At 40.0% G+C, this 24,547-nt stretch carries 28 protein-coding genes; 1 reads left to right on the top strand and 27 read right to left on the bottom strand.

What is annotated here, in order from left to right:
• Position 1 precedes the first annotated feature (1 nt).
• On the bottom strand, positions 2-487 hold the full coding sequence (locus ABNE31_RS10110) for a hypothetical protein (protein ID WP_067037728.1): 486 nt from the start codon (positions 485-487) through the stop codon (positions 2-4).
• A 437-nt stretch (positions 488-924) separates the two neighbouring features.
• On the opposite strand from ABNE31_RS10110, the gene ABNE31_RS10105 reads away from it, so the two are divergent.
• Entirely contained in the window at positions 925-2,463 is a 1,539-nt protein-coding gene (locus ABNE31_RS10105) for a Fic family protein (RefSeq protein ID WP_067037726.1), read from the top strand.
• Positions 2,464-2,585: 122 nt separating this feature from the next.
• On the opposite strand, the gene ABNE31_RS10100 is transcribed toward ABNE31_RS10105, so the two are convergent.
• The 26 genes from ABNE31_RS10100 to ABNE31_RS09975 all read right to left on the bottom strand — a co-directional run bounded on the left by ABNE31_RS10100 (position 2,586) and on the right by ABNE31_RS09975 (position 24,507).
• A complete protein-coding gene (locus tag ABNE31_RS10100; protein ID WP_349351063.1) occupies positions 2,586-3,368 on the bottom strand; it encodes a M90 family metallopeptidase in 783 nt (260 codons plus the stop codon).
• Positions 3,369-3,450: 82 nt separating this feature from the next.
• On the bottom strand, positions 3,451-4,095 hold the full coding sequence (locus ABNE31_RS10095; protein WP_116183705.1) for a GNAT family N-acetyltransferase: 645 nt from the start codon (positions 4,093-4,095) through the stop codon (positions 3,451-3,453).
• A gap of 82 nt (positions 4,096-4,177) precedes the next feature.
• Positions 4,178-4,396 carry a heavy-metal-associated domain-containing protein gene (locus tag ABNE31_RS10090; protein ID WP_067037721.1) on the bottom strand — a complete coding sequence of 73 codons (219 nt, stop codon included), beginning with the start codon at positions 4,394-4,396 and terminating at the stop codon, positions 4,178-4,180.
• A 24-nt stretch (positions 4,397-4,420) separates the two neighbouring features.
• Entirely contained in the window at positions 4,421-6,679 is a 2,259-nt protein-coding gene (locus ABNE31_RS10085) for a heavy metal translocating P-type ATPase (protein WP_116183706.1), read from the bottom strand.
• Positions 6,680-6,780: 101 nt separating this feature from the next.
• A complete protein-coding gene (locus ABNE31_RS10080; RefSeq protein WP_293283848.1) occupies positions 6,781-7,734 on the bottom strand; it encodes a hypothetical protein in 954 nt (317 codons plus the stop codon).
• Positions 7,735-7,985: 251 nt separating this feature from the next.
• Complete coding sequence (locus ABNE31_RS10075) at positions 7,986-9,281, bottom strand: sorbosone dehydrogenase family protein (RefSeq protein WP_166247888.1); 1,296 nt, start codon at positions 9,279-9,281, stop codon at positions 7,986-7,988.
• 48 nt (positions 9,282-9,329) lie between these two features.
• On the bottom strand, positions 9,330-10,667 hold the full coding sequence (locus ABNE31_RS10070; RefSeq protein WP_067032972.1) for an MBL fold metallo-hydrolase: 1,338 nt from the start codon (positions 10,665-10,667) through the stop codon (positions 9,330-9,332).
• A gap of 119 nt (positions 10,668-10,786) precedes the next feature.
• A complete protein-coding gene (locus ABNE31_RS10065; RefSeq protein ID WP_067032975.1) occupies positions 10,787-11,347 on the bottom strand; it encodes a DUF305 domain-containing protein in 561 nt (186 codons plus the stop codon).
• A gap of 97 nt (positions 11,348-11,444) precedes the next feature.
• Positions 11,445-11,660 (bottom strand): heavy metal-associated domain-containing protein, encoded by a 216-nt coding sequence (locus ABNE31_RS10060; RefSeq protein WP_067033717.1) that lies wholly within the window; start codon positions 11,658-11,660, stop codon positions 11,445-11,447.
• 373 nt (positions 11,661-12,033) lie between these two features.
• On the bottom strand, positions 12,034-12,600 hold the full coding sequence (locus tag ABNE31_RS10055) for an AraC family transcriptional regulator (RefSeq protein WP_067033721.1): 567 nt from the start codon (positions 12,598-12,600) through the stop codon (positions 12,034-12,036).
• A gap of 296 nt (positions 12,601-12,896) precedes the next feature.
• A complete protein-coding gene (locus tag ABNE31_RS10050; RefSeq protein WP_067033724.1) occupies positions 12,897-14,717 on the bottom strand; it encodes an efflux RND transporter periplasmic adaptor subunit in 1,821 nt (606 codons plus the stop codon).
• Positions 14,718-14,754: 37 nt separating this feature from the next.
• A complete protein-coding gene (locus ABNE31_RS10045; RefSeq protein WP_162987835.1) occupies positions 14,755-14,898 on the bottom strand; it encodes a hypothetical protein in 144 nt (47 codons plus the stop codon).
• A 30-nt stretch (positions 14,899-14,928) separates the two neighbouring features.
• On the bottom strand, positions 14,929-15,633 hold the full coding sequence (locus tag ABNE31_RS10040; RefSeq protein ID WP_067033727.1) for a PepSY domain-containing protein: 705 nt from the start codon (positions 15,631-15,633) through the stop codon (positions 14,929-14,931).
• A gap of 25 nt (positions 15,634-15,658) precedes the next feature.
• Positions 15,659-16,885: a permease gene (locus tag ABNE31_RS10035; RefSeq protein ID WP_067033730.1), complete on the bottom strand. Its 1,227-nt coding sequence runs from the start codon at positions 16,883-16,885 to the stop codon at positions 15,659-15,661.
• Between the two features lie 85 nt (positions 16,886-16,970).
• On the bottom strand, positions 16,971-17,549 hold the full coding sequence (locus tag ABNE31_RS10030; protein WP_166247887.1) for a DUF2911 domain-containing protein: 579 nt from the start codon (positions 17,547-17,549) through the stop codon (positions 16,971-16,973).
• Between the two features lie 6 nt (positions 17,550-17,555).
• Positions 17,556-18,032: a nuclear transport factor 2 family protein gene (locus tag ABNE31_RS10025; protein ID WP_067033736.1), complete on the bottom strand. Its 477-nt coding sequence runs from the start codon at positions 18,030-18,032 to the stop codon at positions 17,556-17,558.
• Between the two features lie 18 nt (positions 18,033-18,050).
• Entirely contained in the window at positions 18,051-18,599 is a 549-nt protein-coding gene (locus tag ABNE31_RS10020) for an ion channel (RefSeq protein WP_067033738.1), read from the bottom strand.
• A gap of 2 nt (positions 18,600-18,601) precedes the next feature.
• Positions 18,602-20,101 carry an FMN-binding glutamate synthase family protein gene (locus tag ABNE31_RS10015; protein ID WP_067033740.1) on the bottom strand — a complete coding sequence of 500 codons (1,500 nt, stop codon included), beginning with the start codon at positions 20,099-20,101 and terminating at the stop codon, positions 18,602-18,604.
• Positions 20,102-20,111: 10 nt separating this feature from the next.
• Complete coding sequence (locus tag ABNE31_RS10010) at positions 20,112-20,786, bottom strand: DUF2231 domain-containing protein (protein WP_067033778.1); 675 nt, start codon at positions 20,784-20,786, stop codon at positions 20,112-20,114.
• Between the two features lie 321 nt (positions 20,787-21,107).
• Complete coding sequence (locus ABNE31_RS10005) at positions 21,108-21,647, bottom strand: hypothetical protein (protein ID WP_067033742.1); 540 nt, start codon at positions 21,645-21,647, stop codon at positions 21,108-21,110.
• Between the two features lie 147 nt (positions 21,648-21,794).
• Positions 21,795-22,316 carry a DUF3347 domain-containing protein gene (locus ABNE31_RS10000; RefSeq protein WP_067033744.1) on the bottom strand — a complete coding sequence of 174 codons (522 nt, stop codon included), beginning with the start codon at positions 22,314-22,316 and terminating at the stop codon, positions 21,795-21,797.
• A gap of 16 nt (positions 22,317-22,332) precedes the next feature.
• Complete coding sequence (locus ABNE31_RS09995) at positions 22,333-22,788, bottom strand: heme-binding domain-containing protein (protein ID WP_067033748.1); 456 nt, start codon at positions 22,786-22,788, stop codon at positions 22,333-22,335.
• The gene (locus ABNE31_RS09990) at positions 22,789-23,418 is read right to left on the bottom strand and encodes a DUF3347 domain-containing protein (protein WP_067033751.1); all 630 of its coding nucleotides are present in this window, start codon (positions 23,416-23,418) and stop codon (positions 22,789-22,791) included.
• Between the two features lie 21 nt (positions 23,419-23,439).
• Positions 23,440-23,913, bottom strand: a complete 474-nt coding sequence (locus ABNE31_RS09985; protein WP_067033754.1) for a DUF302 domain-containing protein — start codon at positions 23,911-23,913, stop codon at positions 23,440-23,442.
• Between the two features lie 11 nt (positions 23,914-23,924).
• Positions 23,925-24,311 carry a DUF302 domain-containing protein gene (locus tag ABNE31_RS09980; RefSeq protein ID WP_067033756.1) on the bottom strand — a complete coding sequence of 129 codons (387 nt, stop codon included), beginning with the start codon at positions 24,309-24,311 and terminating at the stop codon, positions 23,925-23,927.
• Between the two features lie 4 nt (positions 24,312-24,315).
• Positions 24,316-24,507 carry an SHOCT domain-containing protein gene (locus ABNE31_RS09975; protein WP_067033759.1) on the bottom strand — a complete coding sequence of 64 codons (192 nt, stop codon included), beginning with the start codon at positions 24,505-24,507 and terminating at the stop codon, positions 24,316-24,318.
• Positions 24,508-24,547 lie beyond the last annotated feature (40 nt).

Below are 24,547 nucleotides of genomic sequence, written 5' to 3'. Positions count from 1 at the left end.
GTTAACTACGTCTAAATACATAGGTAACAATCACATTGCGGTCATCTAAAAAGTCCTCTTCTTCAACAACTAGTCGGTTTTGGGTAAATTCTATGATCGTCCAATCGCTACGGGTATCAAATCGGATAATCTCGTTATTTATTAATTCATAGGTATCACTTTCCACGTTTTGAAATGCCGGAACATCACCGCAAGAAAGTCCATTTTCATTGATGGTGAAAACATCCTTTTCCCCAGGTCCCCTATCATTGAAAAACGTCAAATTGTCCTTTAGGCACTGCCGAATTTCGTTTGTATTATAAAAGTCATCATTCACTGTGCCATCCCCATTAATATCGACTGCGATGTTGGAACCAATGGCCTCATACTCCCATTGACCAAGCAAGGCTTCTGCCCTATCTGCTTCAGAAACACCATTGTCGTCATTATTACAAGAGTAAATTAATAGCACCAATAAAACTAAAAAGACTTTAGTGTAGATTTTCATTTCGAAATGTTTAGACGCCTTTATAAAGATAAAATTTTTATCCCTAACCTTTTTAACCCTTCCAGTCGATTAAGAAACTATCAATGAGATTAAAACAAGAAATGGAAGATTAAATTGCGTAATTTGACAAGATAAATGCAGGGAGCGCACTTTTACGCCTCCACGTGTTCAGGTGCGGCTCCGAGGAGGTTGATAAATCTGGAACGGAAAGATCTCGATTGTGTCGCGGCGAATTACGTCTGCTCTGGAAATCTTGATGTAGATGATTTGTTAAAATTCAACAGTGGTTGAGTACATATTAAAATAAGGTATCTGTCAAACTCCTTTTAAGCAAAGAGAAACTTATTTTCATGTCTCTTACCCATAAATAACTGTTTTTCATGAAAAGTAACCATTTTTCATATTATATTTGTACTTATATTTCATGAAATGTAACTATGAGTAATCAATTTGCACGAAAAATAAGCACTTTTCACGATAGGGTCTTGCCAGAGGAAGGAATTTTGGTTGGGTATGGTTGGCTTCTACAATTTATCGAGGATACAAGAAATAGACGATTACCTTTACCAGAGCTACTTGCCATTGTAACAGAGAAACAACAGCGGTACAATACCCCACAATGGCAGGTATTTGCAAAACGGTATATCCCCGAGGATAATGCAAGTGGCCATCTCACTTTTGCACTGAAGTACGAAGGTATTGATTTGCTCATTTTAAAAGAGTTTTTTCTGGCAGTGGGTGATGCGCCGGTAATGAGCATGGTGCAGAACGAGCCCACTGGTCAATATTCCAGAAGGATTTGGTTCCTATATGAATGGCTCTTTGGTAAAAAACTGGATATCCCCGATTTAAAAACCGGTAATTATGTTGAAGTTGTAAACCCCAAGCATCAATATGTAGGACCGGTTGAAAATAGTACCAGGCATCGCGTAAAGAATAATCTACCGGGTACCAGAGAATTCTGTCCCATGATACGCAAGACCAAAAAATTAGAGTCTTACGCCGCAACAAAATTTCCTGAAATCATGGAAAAAGGATTAATGGGAAGAAATAAGGACTTGATACGTAGGACGGCCGCATTCCTTTTGCTGAAAGATTCAAAAGCATCCTTTGCCATCGAGGGGGAATATCCTCCGAACATGAGGGCCAGAAATTGGGGCAAGGCCATTGGCCAGGCAGGTAAAAAACCATTGACGATTGAAGAGATTGAGCGACTTCAGGATATTGTAATAGGCACCAAGAAATTGAAGCACATGGGAATTCGCAAAGGCGAAGGATTTATTGGTGAACATGACCGCGAAAGCTTACTTCCAATGCCTGATCATATCTCGGCCAAGGCAAAAGATTTGGAATCATTGCTACGTGGATTGATTGACACTAACAACCTCTTGAAAAACAGTGGCTATAACCCAGTTTTGGCGGCAGCCAGTATCGCTTTTGGTTTTGTGTTCATCCACCCTCTTTCAGACGGAAACGGCAGGATACATCGATATATCATACATCATATTTTGGTTCGCATGGGCTATACCCAGAGGGATATGATCTTTCCGATTTCGGCAGCTATACTGAATCGGATAGGAGAGTATCAAGATATTCTGGAGCACTTCTCATCGCCCAGACTTAATCTAATCGAATGGAAGCCGACCCTTGACCACAACGTTGAAATCTTGAACGACACCATTGACCTCTATCGCTATTTTGACGCCACATTGCAGACAGAGTTTCTTTATGAATGTGTCGAAGAGACCATTGAAAAGATAATACCCGAAGAGTTGGATTTTCTGGAAAAATATGACCAAATGACCCATCAAATCAATGCGTTGGTTAATTTGCCCGATAACAAAGTAGATCTATTAATCAAGCTTCTCAATCAAAACAAGGGAAAGCTGTCAAAAACTAAAAAGGCAAAAGAATTCGAGGAATTATCCCAAGAGGAAATTGAAAATGTCGAAAAAATGTATGCTTCAATCTTTTAACATCCATCAGGTATAACATTAAAAATGGTTCGTAAGGTTCTTCTAGTAATACCAACACCTAAATAAGGAATTACGTTGTGGTGCTTTACTACCCAAAACTAAAAAATCGGTTTCTTGAAACGTTACTTTTCTAAAACTCCTGGTTCCTGCCTAAAGCATTCTACCAGCATTTTGTAGAGTTCTGGATGTTTTCTCTTAAATAAATCGGGACGTTCAAAAAAGTACTCGGCAGCTACGGCAAAAAACTCCGCTTCGTTGGTACCGCCATAGTTTCTTATATCGGATTTATTGGCATTGATAACTTCCATTTCCGCATGGATCAACTTTAACCACGGGATGGTATATTGATGCTCCAACAACCTTTCCGGAATTCCATCCGTGAAATCGTCCAATTTATCAATAAGATGCACAAACTCGTGTATGCCAGTATTGCTTTTGTCGGTTGTGTTTTTGAACCCGTGATGCAATGCTTTTTTCGATAAAATCATTTGCTTTTCAAAACGTCCATTCCCCACAATTCCGCCGATATTACGCGATTTATCTTTGCTGCTAAATTGCATATCCTCATTGAAGTTATCAGGATACAATAGGATTCCGCTTAAATTGGTATAGTGCCATTCGTCAAAACCAAAAACGGGAATTACAGGACTCGCCGCAATTAAAATCTTGTCGAGCTCTTGCAATTCCAGTTGTACCCCATCAATATAGACTTCACTTAAAAATTGCATCATTCGTTGTTGAAAAACTACCTGTTTTGCTTTGGGAAGGTTGCGGTAGAAGAGCACATTTTCCATCAGTAACGGATGCCAATATTTTGGGAACGGTTTTACTTTTTTGCTTCCTATTTTTGAAACAAAATAAACGGCAAGGACAAGCATCAATCCGAATATAATCGTATAAATCATAGTTGATGTAGCGGATAAGGGAATATCATCTGATTTTAGTTTTTCCAAGAATGACCACCATATAATAAATTATCCGGTTTGATTATTTGGAATAGTCCTTCAACAGAAAATTCCAATGGTATCTTTTTAACAATCCTATGTACAAATAGAGTTTCAACTTTTGGGCATTCAATTTTTCATTGACTTTTATTGATGACGTATTGAAGTAGGAGACAATACTGTAAAGTTCTTCTACGCTATAGTTTTCAAGAAGTTCAAAGCAATGATAACGTAAGTAGGTAGCCAAGTTCTTACCTCTATACGCCTGAAACGTGTAAACATTCAAAAGGTAACCTTCCTTATCTTTTATTTTGAAGGAGCGGCCTTTAAACACAAAATCCTGCAAATCAACGAATAATAGGGCGGCAATCTCTTTCCCTCGCTTGAGACCGATACATATCTGCCCCATACTTAAATTCTGCTCTAATTCCTTGGTTGTAAGCCCCATGATGTTATTCATTATCCCAATCTCGTCCAAACCTATATAACATAATTCATAGTCTTTGAAGCTATCTCGAATCTCAGGTTTTTCGGCTCCATTTTTTATTTCCCTATACCAATAGTAGGGTGCGATGTCCAATCCTATCCGGGTCAGAGCATTCCTAAGGGTGAATAAAAATAATCCATGGCGTATTCGGTGCCACAATAACTTCGTTTTATAGAATTTGCTTTTTTCCGCTACCTTCATTTTCTTTTCATTTGACTTAAGTCAGTACTGACAGAACGATATCTTTTAGATTGGATATAAATTTATTATAGGCGTTTGGTGATTAACGAACATCAACACTTTCCGCGCTAAACCCTATTTTCTGCAAAGTAGCTTTTACATCTTCTTCCGAAGCACCATGACTTTCTATAGTCAAGATTTTATCAGGATTAGCGGTATCCACTTCCCAACTTTCAACGCCTTCTTGTTTGTTTAAAAATGGGGTTACTTTAGAGACACAACCACCACAATTGATATTTGTTTTAAATTTTAAAGTTTTCATCGTATTTGAATTTATAATTAATTATTAAAGTTTTGCTCGTTTAAGTCTTAAGCTATTTGCAACCACAGATACGCTACTGAATGCCATTGCTGCTCCCGCAATCATTGGGTCTAATAAGAACCCATTTATGGGATACAAAACGCCCGCCGCAATCGGTATTCCAATGATATTATATATGAATGCCCAAAACAGGTTCTGACGGATTCCCAAAACGGTTCTTTTTGAAAGTTCCAACGCTTTGGGAATGGATTGCAAATCTGAGGTAATCAAGGTCATCTTTGCCATGTCCATAGCGATGTCAGAACCTTTACCCATGGCAATGCTCACATTGGCTTGCGCCAAGGCGTGTGAATCGTTGATGCCATCGCCAACCATAGCTACGATCTTTCCATCAGCTTGCAGTTTTTCTACAAAAGCTGCTTTGTCCGAGGGCATTACTTCTCCTTGATAATTTGTTATTCCTACTTGTTTTGCGACAGCCGATGCGGTTTTATTATTATCTCCAGTAAGCATAAAGACCTCGATGTCTCTTTCTTGAAGTGTTGCTATGGCCTTTTTTGAAGTTTCCTTAATCTTATCCGCAATGGCGAGTATCGCGAGCATTTGTTTTTCATTACCAAAAAATATGACCGTCTTTGCTTGCTCTTCAAGACTCTCTGCTGTTTGCATCAAGGAAGCGTCGATTTGAATATTATTCTCAAGCATTAGTTTATGGTTTCCAACATAGTATTGTGAACCGTCCTTTATTTCAGCTTGAACGCCTTTTCCTGTAATACTTTCAAAAGAAGCAATTTCAGCTTTTTCAATATTTTCATCTTTTAAGTGGTTGACCACCGCTTCCGCCAAAGGGTGTTCTGATTGTGCTTCAATTGCTAAAAGAATTTGTTTGTATTTTTTCGTGTCTTTATTATTCTCAGACCAATGAATATCCGTCACTAATGGTTTTCCTTTGGTAATGGTACCCGTTTTATCAAGAATGACTGCGTTCACTTTGTGTCCTAGTTCTAAACTTTCGGCATCTTTTATTAGGATATTGTTCTCGGCACCTTTGCCAATCCCCACCATTATAGCCGTAGGTGTAGCCAATCCCAATGCACAGGGACAAGCGATAACCAATACTGCTACAGAGGTCAATAAGGCCTGCGAAAATGCATTATCGTCTCCTACCGACATCCAAACAATAAACGTAATGATAGATATCCCCAAAACGATAGGAACAAATATTCCCGCTATTTTATCGACCAGTTTTTGAACGGGTGCCTTGCTTCCCTGGGCTTCCTGAACCATTTTAATGATTTGGGACAGCAAGGTTTCGCCGCCTACTTTTTCAGCGGTAAATTGAAAACTTCCTTTTTGGTTTACCGTACCCGCAAATACTTTTCCACCATCTGATTTTTCTACGGGAACAGGTTCACCTGTAATCATACTTTCATCAACATACGAGTTGCCTTTTGAAACTTCACCATCCACAGGAATTTTCTCACCAGGCCGTACCAAGATGGTCTGCCCAACTTGGACTTCGGAAATCGGAATCTCCATTTCTTCACCGTCCTCAACAATCTTTAACGTTTTGGGCTGTAATCCCATCAGTTTTTTAATGGCCGAAGAAGTGTTCGACTTTGCTTTTTCCTCCAACAATTTCCCAAGGGAAATGAACGTAATAATGACCGTGGCCGCTTCGTAATAGACGTGAGGTTCTATACCACGGCTCAACCAAAATTCGGGAAAGAGCGTATTGAAAACACTGAACACAAAGGCAATCCCCGTACTGAGCGCGACCAAAGTATCCATATTGGCCTTGGCGTACTTTGCTTGCTTAAAGGCATTGATAAAAAAGCTACGCCCGAACCAAAAAAGCACCGGTATGGTCAAGACCAACGAAATCCATTTTCCAGGTATCCATTCCATAAAGAACATCCCAAGAACGAAAATGGGCAACGTTAAAATTGCCGACCAAATGGTACGGTTTTTTATGTCTCGGTAATGTTGCCGCTGAAGTTCTTGTTGCGCTTCGGCTGGGTCTTCGACATCAATAATGATATCATAGCCCACTTCACGCAGCACGTTTTGCAGTTTTTCTTCGGAAACACTTGCATCATAATCTACCCACACGGAATTGCTGGCAAAATTTACGGTGGCCTTGTTTACACCATCGATATGGGAAAGAATCGACTCCATACTACTGGCACAGGCAGCACAGGTCATACCTGTTACCGGAAAGGATTTTTTGATATCTGATTTCTTGGTTTTATCCTTTTGCTCCAAAACAGTTGTGGTTTCCATAGCTTTACCTGAATTGCTTTATGCAAAGTTCAGAATCGTTACCGCCAACCTTGTTACGAAATTTGCTGAAAGAGTTGTAATATTCTCGGGAAAACAACTAGTCAAAGTTGTTTTTCTAGCTCAGCGACTGTTTTCTTAAACTGTTCTAAATCCTTGAAGATATGTGCCCCTATCTCTATGGCTTTGCGATAATAGGGAAGAATGATTTTGGGAAAGCTCCTTTTCTTGTACTCATTTTCCTCTACATCCATTTTGTCTTTACGGACATCCCCAAATTTCAACAGTAATAGTGTTGCTCGTCGTATTTCCTGCGGGTTATTTCGTTCTTTGATTTTATCCACCAAATTGAAAAACTCTAAGTCATTCTTGGTAATGTTAGCTTTTGTTTCGTATCGTCTTAATTGTTCGTCAATCTCTATATCTTCAATTCTGGCTAAGTTCATATTGATATTATGGCCTGCCCAAAAACCATACTCTTCATCGAACCAAATGCCAGAATCGTGCCATTTACCAAAGAAGTTGACGGCATTTTTAATGCGGAAACCTTTCAGTCCTTCCTCAGAACCCAAAATGGTAACCTCGCAAGGATTGGGAAACATTCCCATTACAACCACATCCTTTTTATAAGAATTAAAATATTGAAAATACAATTTCTTGAAAATGTCAAATAAGTCAATAACATTGTTCAACTTGGGATAGAAAAATTCATCTAAATCGAAGGAATGAATCAAAACGCCATCTAAATTGATAGGGTCTGAATCGTGCATAACATACCGACCTTCGTCTATAGAATAGGCGGAATGAAAGAAACTGTTGCGTATTTCTTTAAAATGGTTCTGTTCATAAAAATCGATTAGGTGCTGCTTTTCCGAATCGGCCAAGAGCTCCATCAAGAAATCTTGTTTTTCGCCAATTCCCAAAAGGCGCTCATATTTTTTCGTTTTCCAAAAAAGATATGATGAACCTTTGTACCCCAATTTAATACGGCACAAATTACCTATTATGTTGTAGAAGTCGCTGTTCTCAAAAAAAGTGGAGTAAATCTGTAAACCCATACGGGTTTTCTCTTTTCCTTCTAATTCATTGTACAACCTTTTATAAAACTCGATTGCATCGAACCATTCATGAAGGTTAGAGTTTAAATTAGATGAACTGATTCCCCTATAATTAATCAGGTTAAGTACAAAATCGAATTCGCTTTTAGCCTTGGCTTCTTCAAAAAGATTTCTCAAATCATTTATCGGAGGTTGTGCATCTTCCATAAATAAAAGTACTTATAAAACGGCAAACCCCCACTGAGAATCCCTCACATACCGCGTTTACCGTCCCAACTAATTCTCCAGATCCTATTGGTCACATCATCGGATATCAACATCGATCCATCGGGTAGTATGGCGGCACCCACGGGTCGGCCATAGACCTCATCTTTTTTGCCGTCAACAATAAAACCCGTTAAAAAATCTTCAGGTTTTCCAGTTTGTTCTCCGTTCTCGAAAGGCACGAAAACCACTTTATAGCCTGATAAAACCTGTCTGTTCCAAGAGCCATGCTGTACGACAAAGGCCCCGTTCCGATACTTTTCGGGGAAGGAATCGCCCGTGTAGAACGTCAATCCCAAAGATGCGGTATGGGGGCCAACGTTCACATCGGGCATCAGTGTATTTCCCACTTGGGCCGAAGGCACCCATTTTACCCTAGGATCTTCATTTTGCCCATAATACAAGTAGGGCCAACCGTAAAATCCGTTTTCGCGGACACTGGTCAAATAATCAGGTACGAGGTTGTTGCCCAATCCGTCGCGTTCGTTGACCGCCGTCCATAAGTCTCCGGTAACGGGATTCCAATCCATACCCACGGGGTTTCTTAGTCCTGATGCGAAAATTCTTAGTCCTGCGCCATCGGGATCAATCTCAAGAATGGCCGCCTTCATGAATTCAGCCTCTGCCCCTTTCTCCCCAACATTCGAGCCACTACCGACCGCTATATATATTTTCGAGCCGTCCTTGTTGGCAATAATATTGCGTGTCCAGTGCCGATTGGCCTTTCCTGCGGGTAAGGTGGTAATTTTTTCCGCTTTTCCCGATATTTGCAATTGACCGGGCTTGTAAGGAAAACGTAGCAATCCGTTGGTATTGGCCACATAGAACCAATCATCTAGCACAAGCATTCCGAATGGTTGATCGAGTTCCTTTTCGAGAAATACGGTACGTTCATCGGGAGACCCGTCCTTGTCTACATCGCGGAGCAAGGTTATCAAGTCCGCACTGTTCTTAAAGCTTTTCGACTTTGATGCCCCGATGAACCATGCCCCGATTTTTTTCCAGAGCGGATAATTCGAATTGCTTTGCGCCACAAGTACATCGCCGTTCGGTGTAACGTACATCCACCTTGGATTCTTGAAACCGTCAGCATATTTTGTAACGGTAAAACCGGGCGGGGCTTTGGGGGTCCTTCCATTTTTCCAGCCAATGACATTGCTATAGTTGGAATAGGATTTGGAGGCCGATATCGGCGGTAGCGAATCGACGGTCTGCGCATTTGTAGTTGCCAATACTAAGAGTGAAATGATTAAACCTGTAAAAAAACGTGTTCCCATGACCATTTAAAATTTTGTCTTACATCTTCTGCCAATTAAAACTTAGCATCTTGGTTATTTGAATTTCTCAATAACTTCCCCTAGGTCATATACTTTTACGTCTTGCAATTCATTTGAAAGTATGCTGCTTCCGATCGCGCTTCTATATCCACTGCCACAATGGACAATAATGGGTTTGTCGTTAGGAATGTCCTGAATTGATTCCCTTAGTTCGTGTAGGGGTTGGTTCAGGGCACCGTCAAAAATTTTCTTTTTTCTTACTTCATCCGTATTTCTGACATCGACAATGGTGTAATTATCCAGATTTTGCACAAAATGCTTGAAATCCAATCGCTCGTTTTCGACAAAGCTTTTCTTCGAAAGGGTAATTATCGCCTTGAGTTGATTTTCATATCCAATCTTCGCCACCCGCCGGGCGATGGTCTTTACACTTTTTGGAGAATCGACAACCAGATGAAATTCCTCATTTGGTTGGATTATAGTACCTAACCATGTTTCAAAAGAGGATGCTTCGCCACCCTGCATAATATTGATACTCTGTGGCCAATGACCTTGTTTAAACTCGTTTTCATCACGACTATCGACAATTAAGATATTATCTTTTGGTGTTTCGGCATTAAGATGAATAGGGATTTTAGCGGTAACCATATCAATCGATTCAACTTTCTTTTTGTTCATAGCTACATCATGTTTGAAATAGGCCGGTATGAACGGTTGGTCTTCAAGGAGTTCTTTGACAAACTCGTCTTCATTCTGATGGCCAAATGCCCAGTTATCCTTTCGCTCCCTACCTAATGTGCTAATGCTATCTGCCGACATGCTTTTGCCGCACAGGGATCCCGCCCCGTGGGCGGGGTAAATAATGGCCTCATTCGGTATTTTTTTGAATTTAGTTCGAATTGTGTTGAACATTTCACGGGCCAGTGCTTGCTTTTTTTGCTCTTTGTCATCTTCATTTCCGCGCAGGTCCGGGCGTCCGACATCCCCGATCAATAAGGTGTCCCCCGTAAAAAGTGCAACCTCATTTTCATCTGTGGCAAGAATGGAAATACTATCGTATGAATGCCCAGGAGTATTTATGGCTTCTAGTTTGGTATTGCCCACGAATATGGCACTGTTCCCATCAAAACTTTCGAAAGGGTATTCAGCTTCCAATTTGCTGCTGTTATAAATCGTGACACCTGTTTCTTTGCTAATTTGCCAATGTGAGCTTACAAAGTCTGCATGGGAGTGGGTCAATAGCACAGCTCTAATCACAGCATTTTCTTTATGCGCAAGATTATAATACTGCATCGGGTCGCGATCGGGATCGATTATCGCCATCTCCCCTTCGCTCAGCAGTGCGTATGAATAGTGGGAAAGTGGTTCATATTCAAATTGCTGTATTTTCATAAAAATTTTATGCGTTTATAATTTAACGTCCGAAATGCCTTCGTTTATTCTCCTGTATTTTCGTTTTTTCCTTTCGAAAGTAAAAACTGTTATTACCTCCTGACATTCACTTTTCCGTATCAGTCAAGGTTTGTTGTTTCTTCGGTAAGCGATCCTTCAAATTTGGGAAGCGAACGCTTTTCCTTTTCTTCTTCTGTTTCTACTATCCCATTTTTCTTGATATCGTTGATTAACCATTGCATTTCCATTATTTCCCGACGCTGCGCTTTGATGATCTCATCGGCAAGTTTTCTTACCCTAATATCTTTTATTTGAGATCGTTCACTAGTTAGGATAGCGATGGAATGATGGGGAATCATACCTTCCATATAGTCAACACCGGAAACCGTAACCTGGCTCCTGACCAGCCATATTCCGCCTGCGATCAGCAAAACACCCAAAGCCAAGATGGCAATATTCTTATTGCGGTCTTTGTACATCTGTAGCATATACAGCAGCATGATAATAACCATGGACCCACCCATGATCAACGTCATAAAGAACCTGGTTTCACTATACCAGAAGTGATCGATAATCTGATAGGAGTGTGTGTACATTAAAAAGAACATCGCGACCATTGAGGTACCGATCATTGCGAAGAACTTTAAGTAATTGTTGACTTTCTTTTCTTTATTTTCCATTGTATATACTTTTAATTGGTTAATATGATTTCATTCTTTTTGGCCATCATCAAGATTACTGGACAACTATAAAGGGATTATTTTAGCCATGTTCCACTCAATTTACAGGTTGTATTTTATATTGATTACCAGCATTTTTTAAGGCCTCTTGCAAATTTTCCAAAGGCACTTCAAATTGCGACTCTACCGTTGCTTCGGCATCCTTCAAATCGACAGATACATCGGCCACTCCTGCGACGTTTAAAAGTGCATTTTCAACATGATTTCTACAGCCGTTACAGGTCATTCCTTCTATTTCGTATCTTCTTTTCATATTATGATCAATTTTTATTCTAACAATTTCACCTTTTGAATCAGAAGTGTTGATTCAAATACGTTATCGAAAAATAACATTTACTAAATCTGGGCGTTGTTTGAAAAAAAACAAACCTTGACCCATTCGATTATTTAGGGCTATTTACATCAATTTAAGTATGCGATTACCTAAAAAGTTTTATTGTAATCGAGCTTTTGCCATTAATGACTAAAAATTCAGTGCAATAGGTTTAAGTTCGCCCATCACTATGCACCAAAAAATCTCTAAACATCTTTATTGAAACCTGAACATAAAGAAGATGATAATGAAATTCAATGCATGGGAATCGACTTCTTATCACAAGCCACGAAGAGAAGGTTAAGCTTATAAATTATATGTTATCCAGCGATTTTCTATTTTGAAGGGCACTTTTCTTAAATTGTGTAGGTGCCATACCATTGATTTTTTTGAACTGGTTGCTTAAATACGCGACACTGCTATAGTCTAACTGATGGGCTATTTCCTTTAAGCTTAGCTCGTCATAGATGAGCAATTCCTTAACCCTTTCAATTTTTTGGCTAATGACATACTGTTCAAAAGTGATAATCTCCACGGAAGAGAAAAGGGAACTTAAGTACTTGTAATCCAGACCTATTTCTGAACCAACATAATCGGTCAATTTGACGTTTAATTCTTGTCTTGAATGAAAAATTTTTTCTATTACAAGATTTTTCATACGCTCGATCAATTGAGACTTGCGATTACCGATCAAAGAAAAACCCAGCTTATTCAATTCGGTTTGTAATTGATTTTCTTGTTTTGCGGTCAGTTCTTCCTTCAATGTGACTTGGCCCAGTTGCACATTGGAATAATCAATACCAATCTTTTTCAGAACATTGTATACCGCCGTAACACATCTTGGGCAGACCATGTTTTTTATGTGCAGCATATGGCTCATGATAAAGTTTTAAAATACATTGCGCTCACATTATCCATTATCACAGATGGGACCGATGTTCCCAAATCGCTCTCAACAAAACCAAGACTACCGTGACTATAAACAAGATGATAATCGCCAATGCAGCATAGAATCTTGTTTTTCGGTTAGATTCTATTTTTGTTTTCTTGCTCTCCTTTCTTTGTTGGCTTCTTCTCTCCCTACGTTTTTGACTCATGATGCCAAAATCTTTTCATTTTTCTTTTACTCACACCATTCAATTTTCTCTATTATAATTTTATCGGCCTTATAATTAATTATTGTATCGTTCCCCTAATTTCCCCACAAGTCATCATTGCTTCTCCGTAGTATGGGTTTCGAATCTCCTTTTCCAGGCTTAGCCAATTGGCTCCCTTATTGCTATCTGCCATCGGGCAATAGCTGTTGTACACTTTTTGATTGACTCCAAAAAGCTGAACACCGCTGATCATGTGGGCCGATAAATGTTTAAAGTGGTCCCTTTGCTCCTTGATCTCAGAAGTGCTGGCCACTGCATTTGACGATGCTTTGAGCTCTTTTTGAATGGTCATCCAATGATCATGGGCCTCTTTGTCTTTTAGCAACTTCATATCGACTTTGGCCAAACTTTCTTCCATTTGTTTTGCTTCTTTTTGTGCGGCCGCGCCATCATCATTTACCAAAGCATCCTTAACATCTATATAGGCTTCGAAAACCTGCTTCAACTGACCTTGAAACTCACTTGATACTTCAATCCTTTTTTTCATCTTAGAATGGTCGGTGCCCGTACTTGTTGAGGGTTCCATTTTATCTCCTTCCTGCATACCCAAATGACCCTCATGCCCGGTCATGGTTTTGCCTCCCTCTGCGTTCATCATCGATTTTTTACCCTGTAACTGTGCGGCCGCATCAACGGTAAATGTTCCGTTGGTCACAATTTGATCCCCCTTTTCAAGCCCGCTAATTATTGTATAGGTATCGCCATTGGTACTTCCAAGGGCAACTTCGCGCATTTCAAAGACAGGCTCATTGGGATTGGTCTTTACATAAACCACCGATCGTTCCCCCGTCCACATTACGGCACTGGCCGGTATGATAACGGTATTCTCCATCTGCATTTCGGCAGCTTTGATCGTACCTTCCACGAACATACCCGGCTTCAAGAGATTATCCTTATTGTTAAGTATTGCCCTTACCATGACCGTTCTTGTAGAAGAATTAAGTAACGGGTCTACAAAGGATATTTTTGCCGTAAATTCTTCATTGGGATAGGCATTCGTCGTTATCTTGACCTCCTGACCCTCCTTCAACGATGCTATCTGATTTTCATAGGCATCGAATACCGCCCAAACGGAATTTAAGTTGGCAATTTTGTACAAAGGCTGCCCTTGTTTTACATAATCTCCTTCTTCAACCATGATATCGGTAATCGTTCCTGAAACTGTGGCATAGACTGGAAAGTTTTCCTGCACTTTGCCCACTTCTTCTATCTTATCTATTTGATTGTCAGAAAGCTTCCATAATTTTAATTTATTGCGAACGGCATTGTATAATGCCGGTTGCGATTCCTTCATGGATGCGGCCGTCAACAGCTCTTGTTGTGCGCTTACCAATTCTGGGGAATAGATGGTTGCCAAAAGTTTGCCCTTGGCAACGTTCTCTCCGGTATAATTCACATTTAGCCGTTCAATGCGACCCGCAAAATATGTAGCTTGGGTAGCATTGGCTTCTTCGTTCTCGCGAATCTTTCCTGAGAGTTTAAGTGAACTCCCATCCGAACCACCTGTACCAACGGTAGAGGTGCGTATATTGGCCAAGGCCAAGGCGTTGTCCGTCATTTTTATTTCATTGGCACTAAGCCCCGTCGCTCCGGTTTCAGCAGGAATGAGATCCATACCGCAGATTGGGCAGTCTCCCGGTTCGGGTTGCATAATCTGTGGGTGCATGGAGCAGGTCCACATCTGATTCTCGGATTCTCCGGAATGGTCATGGCTATCGGACATATCCGAAAGATCTTTTATGGCCGATTGATCGGCCTCAGCGTTTGAGAAAATAAAATATCCCCCCAATAAACCGACCGCTAAGGCGGCTACTACAATGTAAATGATGTTCTTGTTCATGATATTGAAGATTGAAATGTTATTGTTTCTTAAAAATTTATACGGATTCACTAATAGTTTTCAAAACCAGTACAATGAGCGTATGTACTATAAAAAGTATGATAATGCCCGCTAAAATATAGGCGCCTTCCTTTTCAAATGGCACTTTTCTAATCTCGCCGTTCGGGTTCTTTTCTTCCATAAATTACGTCTCCATTCATTAAATTACTTTCTAAATCTGTTTTTTTATCTTTCGAATAGATGGCGATGATATATACCATAGGACAAAGCCGCTCAACACGGTTATTAGTCCCAAAAGCGAAAATGACCTTAACAAAAGGGTGTTGAAATTATCTCTTGTGTCATAGTCCATGGTATGGGTCATCCACAGAAAGTCGAACCAGCGCCAATCTCTATGCCGCACCGTTTGAAACGCCCCATTTTCGACAGCCACATAAGCCTTTAAATTTTGTGGTGTTTCATACGAAATCTCATAAGCCGGTAGGGGACGTCCTCGATATTCGTGGTGGTCTCCGACTTCTTCTATCCTTTTTATTGCGGCTATTTTAAGCTCTGGAAGTATATATCTTTGTGCTACCTCTTGGGCTTCTTCTTTAGTGATACCGTCCTTTTCCTCTCCTGTTTTGGCATTATAAAGCTTTGCTTCGTTTATCCAATAGTAAGGTTCTTCTGCTATTTCCAATAATTCAAGCGTTTGGATGGGCTGCGTACTATCTAATTGGCCTGTACCCAATAAATCTGAAAAAGCCGTCTGTTTTGGCTTCTGGTTTTTGAACTGGTCGCCGTGTATTTCATCGATATCCGTCCAGCTAAAATACATCCCGCTAATCGTCCACATCAGGAACTGAATACCTAGGAAGATGCCCAAGTAGCGGTGGGCTTTTCGAATCCATTTTGCTGTTTTTCTGTTGACCATATTTGTTTTATTCTATATCCGAATTTTAGTTCACTAAAAATTTTACAATAAGTCCCCCAGCGAGCCATATATAACAGATGAAGGCTGCATATTTTAAAACACTTTCCAACAATGGACTCTTGGGTGCCATCTCGCTCATTGAATGTTCTACATCTTTTTTTTTGAAAAAACCCAGATAAACGAGATAGGCCGAAATGATGAGAAAAGCAACGTTCAAGAAAAAGGTATAATCAATCTTAAAATGTTCCTTATCCTGAATCTTGACCTGCGAAGGGTCGGGCAATATTCCCAGCAAATCGAAACCATAATGCAAGGTCAAAGAGGTGCCAATCAATGCCGTGAAAAGTAAGAATAGAATAAAGAGTGACATTTTCCAACCATAATACTTTGCATTGATTCTCAGTACTGGAAAAACCACCAAATCGCTAAAAATAAAGGCCATTACGCCCGCAAAACTTACGCCTTTGCTGAATAGTAATGCTGCCAATGGGATGTTACCCATTGAACCGATAAATGTTAAGAATGCGGCAACTGGACCAACAACAATATGTTCCAGAATTTCGAGAAAAGTGAAATCTGTATTGCCTTGACCACTATTTATAAATAAGGTCTGAAAAAACGAATCTGGCACAAAAGCCGCTGTAATACCCGCAACGGTAAAACCTACGGTTACATCCTTCCAGACCATTTGCCATTCCATCTTGTATTTTTTGGCAACGCGCGCCCAACTGTCTTCGTTCTTGATTTGTTTCTTCCAATCTTTGGAACCGTCCATCTCATCATCATCTTCATTTTCGATATTTTTGCGGGCTTTTTCGATGAGTTTTTTAGGATTGATGAGTCGTATCAGAATCCACGAAATACCAATCAAGAGAATACCACCTACATATTCGCCCACCACGAACTGCCAACCTAAAAAGATGGAAATGATAATCCCCAATTCTATGACGAGATTGGTCGATGCCAACAGAAAAGCAATGGAAGACACAAAACTTGCACCTTTCTTAAAGATGGATTTTGTACCTGCCAAAGCAGAAAAACTGCACGAGCTACTTATAAAGCCGAAAAACGTGCCCAACAGCACACTTTTGCCTTCGTTTTCGCCCATTGTTTTTTGCATCCGTTTTTCGGTCACGAAAATCTGTATCATACTACTGATGATATAACCCAAAATGAATGCCCAAAGCGCCATCCAGAAAAATCCGGTAGTCGTATAGGCGGCTTCGCCCCATTGTTTTAAAAATTCGTTCACGGTTTAAACTGTATTAGTTTTTATTCTTTGATGATACACGTTTTTTTAATTTTTTTATCATCGTACCCTTGTTGACCCTATCTTGTTATTTTACTTTGAATGGAATTACTACTTTAACTTTTTCCCAAGCTAATGTTATCTCACCTTCAGTATCACTAATTTTATCGATATTATATTCTAAGTGTTCCTTTAGGCTATCCGCAATAATCGGTGTCACCTTAAATCGTATTACATCATCTTTTTCGTCATATTCATCCTTACCGTGCTGGTTCCAATTGGAATTTAAAATGATGATCCATTCTTCCTTTGAAGGAATGGTAAAAAATCCATATTTACCTGCTTTTAGTTCCTTACCATCTATTTCTATATCCGTATCCGTCTCTATCCACGTAGCCATATGTGCCCCAGCTTGCCAGACTTCGTCATACGCCAGCAAACCACCAAAAATCATCCTGTCCCTAACCCCTGGCGATGAATAATCAATATGGATGTGCGCATTACCAATGGTCGCCATTGCAGAGGTGTGAGGGCTTAACACTTTTTTTGGCGGTTGGTCTGTGATTGCTTCTTTTGACGGTTCTGGCATTGGCTCCGTTTTCTTCTCTTTACAGCTGGTAATAAGAAGAAGACCAAACACTATACTAATTGAAATATATCTACTCATCGGGTGTTACTTAATATTTCTTGAAGATGAATGGGTTTTTATTATTTTCCATTTTCCATCTATTTTTTTAAGGATTGAGGTTGCTACCCCTTTTTTCTTTATAGTCCGGCTATTTCCCTTGTCGTCTGGATTGAGGACAATGGTATATATGTACGTTTCGGTAGTAAAGGCATAGGGTACATCTACCTTTACATCGATTTCATAATCTGAAAATTCGAATTTTTCAAAATGACCTAATTCCGGTCCTAAATGATGTTCTATATAGTGGCTGTACGTACCCTCGACGCCTCCCGATTCAAAAACCTCGGAATCCTCGGTAAATAATTCGAAAGTACCATCGGTCGTTAGGTTTTGTAGGGCATCCTTATAGCTTTTCATTACTGTAAGCACTGCTTCTTTTTCTGTTTTTGCATCTTGACCACATAGTGGACTTGTCGCTATTATGAGCAACATTGTTACTGTAGTTGATTTTAGTGTTTGCATACTTTTAGTTTTTAAAGGTTATTTATTTACTCGTATTCTATTCACATTTGCGATACCAAAGACCAGGACGAAAAACCGCAGTGCCACTTCAAGCGCCACCAAGGTTTTCGCGGGTAAGGAAATTGGGACTATATCACCATATCCTACTGATGAGAATGTTATCAAACTGAAATAGGATAAATCAAAAAATACCGACAGTCCATCTTTGCCAATACTGTTGTTCATTTTAAAATGAATAGCATCCACAAACTGCAACGCTGTGTAATCTATTGCAAACGAGAAAACTATCAACACAATCAGGTATCCGAACAACACCAGTACGTGGCTCAATAGATGGCTCTGACCAATTATCTTCATCAATTGGTTAAAGGACAAGGCTATAATGAATCCTATCTTTAGTAATGTTAAGGCCAGTAGGATAATCATAGCATAAAACCCTTCCATAGTAGGTAGCGCATACAGTTCGATTACTGAAGCAATAAGCATCACCAATAGAACATACTTTGAGCTATTGAAAAGCTGTCCATAAAATGCCCCTGTGGTTTCTATGTCTTTTTCTTTATCCATTCTTATTTGTTATCTATAAAAATTTCATCATAGCCTTTTGCTTTATTCTCACTGATTCTTCTCTTTATATACATTTTGGTGATACCCCTTCTATTTTCAATTCCCATTGATTTAAGCAGCTCCTTAAAGGCTTCCATAGTGTTTTTATGGTAGTTGGCTACTTTGGTCTTTTTATCTTCTACTACCAATGATGCGACCCTTGAAGGTTCCATTGTGGTGATTCCCGTAGGGCAGGTATCCAGATTGCATTTTAAGGATTGTACGCAGCCCAAGGCAAACATCATCCCTCTGGCACTATAGCAAGCATCGGCACCAAGTGCCAACATTCTATAGATATCAAAAGCTGAAATTATTTTTCCTGCTGCCATTACTTTTATTTCATCGCGCAACCCATACTTTTTAAGAATGCCGTTTGCGAAATGCACGGCTTCAATTATTGGCATTCCAGCCCAATGCAGCGATTCCATATGTGCAGCACCGGAACCACCTTCTGCACCGTCTATGGCTATAAAATCCGGATAGTTTTGCTTTTCGGCGAAAATGCGGACCATTCTTTCGAATTCATCCTGCTGTCCGATGCACATTTTAATCCCTATGGGCTTTCCAGCGGAAAGCTTCCGTAATTCTTGGATAAAAGCTACCATTTCCAAATCAGTACCAAATGCAGCGTGATGTGGTGGCGATAGAATTTCGGTTCCTTTTTCTACGTCCCTGTACTTTGCGATTTCCTCGGTATTTTTTTTGGCAGGAAGAATGGCCCCAAAACCGGGTTTTGCACCCTGTGAGACTTTTATTTCAATCATTTTGACCACTTCATTGGATGCGATTTCCACAAATTTTTTAGGGTCGAAATTCCCTTCTTCTGTCCTACACCCAAAATAGCCTGTACCGAACTGAAAGATAATATCAGCTCCATATTCCTGATGGTAGGGCGTAAATCCACCTTCGCCGGTATTTTGCGCAAAGCCAGCAATTTTTGCACCGCCGTTAAGGGCCAGCGTTGCATTTTTACTGATGGAACCATAGCTCATCCCTGCCAGATTTAGAATGCTCGCTGAATAGGGTTTTGAGCATTTTGAACTCCCTATGGCAACCCTAAAATCATCTTTGATTTCCTTAACAGGATACGTGGAATGGGTAAACCATTCGCGACCAACTTCGTCATACGGAATCTGCGTTCCAAAGGGTTGGTTTTTGACCGCGTCCTCGGCACGTTTATAAACAATTTCTTTCTGTATCCAATTGAAAGGTTTTCCCTCTGTTCTATTCAATAAAACCGTTTCTTGAACGACGTGACGTTGTTTTTCCAGAAGCTTCGTAATCCTGCCCAACAACGGATAGGTTCTTTTGATATTATCGGTTTTTTGAAAATAGTCTCTTAAGCCGAGAAGCATAAAAGGTGTGATCAACAGCGCAAGCCACCAGAAATGAGGCTTCCACATTATGAGCCCTGCAAGTACCACTAAAAGCGTTATCGACGATATTAAAAATATTCTTCTCATGCTTTGTTTTTCAATGCGAATGGCTTTCTTCCCCTGCCCTTTCAGTTTCCAAATACTGGCCCTGTGGTCCAACACCCTGAATATAAACGAGCTGAGCGCCATAATGCCCTGCTTGCGAAACGGAGAACGCCGAAAAGGCCATAATAAAGAGAACGGCAATTTCAAAACCTCGATTCAGTTTTATCCAAAAAAGGCTGATAATTTTTAAAACTGCGGCCAAAGCACTTGACCAAATAGTCCAATCTGCATATTTATCATGGTTGTCCAGGATTTTTTGAGCTACATCCGTAAGGCCATGGGTATGCGGGTGTACAAAAGTTCCCGCTACGTAGGCCCCAATAAAACCCGTACCGATAAGAAACAGGATAACCCAGTCCAAGTTCCTTTTAAGGACGAAGAGCTGAATACCTTGGAGCAATGCCGCAAACAACAGGAGTACGATAGGAAAATGCACTACCAACGGATGTAAATTGTCGAATTCATCCAAACCTACCTCTTCTTTGTTTATGGGCTTTTCGGCGTGGGTTTCGGTATGTTGCTGTGGTTTTTCGGACAATTCAACAGTATTAAAGGTTCCTAAACTATTCGCCGAATACCCTGAACTGTTCTCAATGGACTTAGGTGCACTTGCATGAAGCGACATTAGGCTTAGAAGTAATACTAAAAATGAGACCGTTTTTTTCATAATCAATCGTTTTTATGATGCATTATTCGTTAACTGTACAATAAGCGCACCTAATACAATAGCGCCTATAACGATGTAAATGGTATAGTTGAACCACTTTTTCCAACCTTGTTTCCCTGACTTTTCCGGCCCCCTTTTACAACAATCTTTCATTACAACATTATCTATATTGTGCCTGTCAAGGGAAGGGCGTTAAACACTACATCAACGAAGTTCCCCTTCCCATAACAGGACTTTTTCTTCATTAAAACAATCTGGGCGGTCATGAAATACACTAAATAACTAACCAATCAAAAAACACATTCCCGACCAGCCCAGATTTTACTTTTCCAAATTCCCCTTGTTTATATAGTTTTTACCAATCACAAAAATCAAATAGGGCAATACCGCAAATTGTAATAGCGGCGACAACCCCACATTTACCCATGGCACTATAGGCATAGCCCCTGCATAGTTCCAATCGCCTCTTGAGGTATGCCAAATTTCTCCCAATATGGCACCGATCGTTCCGATTGTAACTAGTACCAAAATCTGTTTTGGAGTTAAATCATCTATCCAAAACACATTGCGATACAACAGGCCAAATCCGAAAAGCAGAATAAGCACCATCAACATATCGGCGATGGATGCCAAGGCACAAAACGAAATATGTTGCCAATCGTATTCAAAACCTTCATAGAGCGGACCTTGTGCCAGCTCCCAAATAAAATTGAACGAAAACGCTATTAATGCAATACCGATGATATAGTTCCTATAATTTTTTTTGTTCCGTACCTGTTTGGCAAAATAGATATACATCAGAATGACCAAAGTCAGCGCAACGGTGGGCACAACAAAAATGTCAAGGCTTAATGTTTCCATCTAGATTTTGCGAATGTTATTTTCTTTTTCTACACGTTATTTTTAAAAACTCCTATAACTATACCGAGACAATCAATTGTTACTACCTGAAAAGGGGAAGCATTTTAAACACTAATCATTAACTATATTCAACCTCCCCAATCAGCTTTACTTTTCGATGATGGCTGTCACTTTTCCACAGCTTAGCATTTTTGCTCCATAATATGGGTTGCGGATGTCCTTAATGGCAGATAACCAATAAGCACCTCCGTTCAAGGCCATGGGGCAGAAATCCTTATAGATTTTTCCCGATGTAACGGTTCCTTTCAACAAGGGTTCCATTTCATTGCTCAAATCGGAAAAAGCCTTTCGCTGTCTCTCTAAATTATCGGTAGCAGCGATTTTTTGCGAGGCCGCCAATGCCGCTTCGGAACCCTCGATTTTTTCTAGCGCTTCGTTCAACATAACCGCTCCCTTTTGGGTATCGCCCGGATTGGAACCGACCAAGTCATTTTTAATGTGCTCGTAATGTTCGTAGGCATTGGCGATGTTCTTGTCGTTAAATTCCAACTCGACCACTTTCATCTCCATCTTGCTATGGTCATGGTTCAGTTCTATTTTGTGCTGTGCGTAGCCCATTGTAGTCCCCAACATGAGCAGGGTTACTACACCATGTTTTAAATTCTTCATTTATTGGATTTTTAGTTTATAAACTGTCCTTTAATTTTGAAACCCAATCGAGAACGGTTTTCCTCTTGTCCTCCGAAAGTTTTGCTTCCCTATGAATTAGTGTATAAGACCAAAGGGGCATTTCTCCATTTTCTATCTGACTTATGATCGATTTTAACTTGCTGTTCTTTCTTCTGTTTGAATAATCGGCCCATTCGTTAAAATTCAATTCTTCCTTGCCATGGGTAACATGATCCTCCAAAAACCAGGCAACGGGTTGCACTTTGTTGTACCAAGGATAATCCGTGTTGTTGCTATGGCAATCGTAGCAAGAGGTCTTGATGATGTTCTCCACTTGTTTCGGTACATCGTTCACAAGCATAAAGTCAGTTTTTGGTATTGTGTCGCTTTGGTTTCGGGAAGTGGGAAAAAACTGTATCCCCACAAACCCGACCAAAAACACTAGTGCTATGATTTTTATACTTTTCTTCACTTAGTTGATTTCCCTTTGTACTTTTCCACAAGTGAGCATCTTATCCCCGAAATATGGATTTTTGATTTCTTCATTCATGCTTAGCCAGGCACCTCCTTTGTTGTTATCATACATTGGGCAATATTGTTCATACAAAGTATTTTCTGTACCAGTAATGGCGACCATATCGACTACATCTTTGCTCAAGGTTTTAAAGTGCTCACGTTGATGCCCGATGTCACTTTTCGCGATATGTTCTGCATGTTCGGTGGCATCTTCAATAATGTCTTTCAGCTCATCCTGCTGTTCATCACTGAATTTGCTCGTATCGAAGTTCTTTAGGCTGCCTTCAAGCTTTTCTCCTGCCTTTGCGGCCCCATCTTTGTCATCGGACACAAGAGCATTCTTTAGCGTCAGATAGTCAGCGATGACTTCAGATGACATCATTGCCATTTCGCCATGATTCATGTTGTCATGGTCCATTTGCGAATGGTCTTCCATAGCGCCATCCATATGGCCGCTGTCCTCCATTTGTTCTGTTTGGTGACCTTCTTGGTTTTCCTGCACTTTTTTCTTGTCTTTGCAAGATGTGGCCGATAGGGTTATGATTGCCATGGCCAAAATTCCAGTTGTTACATTTGATTTTCTCATGATTGTTGAATTTGATGTTAATTATAGTTTTACATTTTGCTGTTCAATAGTGTCGAGCAATTTTTTCAAGATGTTCTTTGTGTTTTTGGCCACCTCTATTATTTCTTTCTTCTTTGCGGAAGACCAAGTCGAATCTGTATCTTCTATCGACACTTCGATAATCGTATTATTTTCCACTTCCTTAATGGTTACATTGCACGGAAAAAGAACGCTCATTTGAATATCATTTGAAATCAGTTTTAATGCAGTTTCTTTTTCACATACCATTAGAATGAGGTGCCGAGGCATCTTTTCCATATCTGAACTGAGATACTCGCGCACGTCAAATTCACCAACAAGGTCAAGACCTAACTTTTTAATGCCATTTTTTACGTTTTGTACGGTTTCCTCAAATGTCAAACTACCGTACCTCCGCGTAATGCAATAAGGGGTACTCTGACTTTCTGAATAATTTTGTTGCGAGACCCATTCGCTTTTACCCTTATTATTTTCCATATTTATCCCTTCTAAAGTTTCTCGATCACATTTTCCAATTTGGCGGTAATATCATTTGCGATTTCAGCCAATATTTCATTGTCGACTGCTTGCATTGAAGCCATTGGATTTACCGCCGCCACTTCTACATTCCCTTTCGATACGTCCTGCACGATTACATTGCAAGGCAACATGGTACCTATCTTATCTTCGGCTTCCAGTGCCTTATGGGCATAGGGCGGATTACAGGCACCGAGGATCTTGTACTTTTTAAAATCAACATCCAGTTTCTTTTTCAGGGTTTCCTTGACATCGATTTCGGTCAAGATGCCAAAACCCTCTTTTTTCAGTTCTTCCGTTACTCTCTCGATTACCTTATCAAAGTCTTCGTTAAGGGTCTTGTTGAAATAATATTCCATCGTTTTAATTTTTAGAGTTAATAGTTCGTTTTTGTTCTTCGTATTCTTCTTTGGATAGTTCGCCTTTGGCGAATCGATTGTCTAGAATTTCCATAGGATTTTCCTTGGTCCTGGAACCTCTGCTATTTCGTCCGTTATACATAAAAAAGGCCAACACCAAAATGACCGGTATCAATACCCACCACCACATCATCATAATTGTAGAATTTCAATAGTTATTTTCTGTTTTCAATCCA

Source organism: Flagellimonas sp. MMG031, from assembly GCF_040112705.1.
In the GTDB taxonomy this organism is placed as follows: domain Bacteria; phylum Bacteroidota; class Bacteroidia; order Flavobacteriales; family Flavobacteriaceae; genus Flagellimonas.
This window is presented reverse-complemented; position numbering and strand designations above follow the sequence as displayed.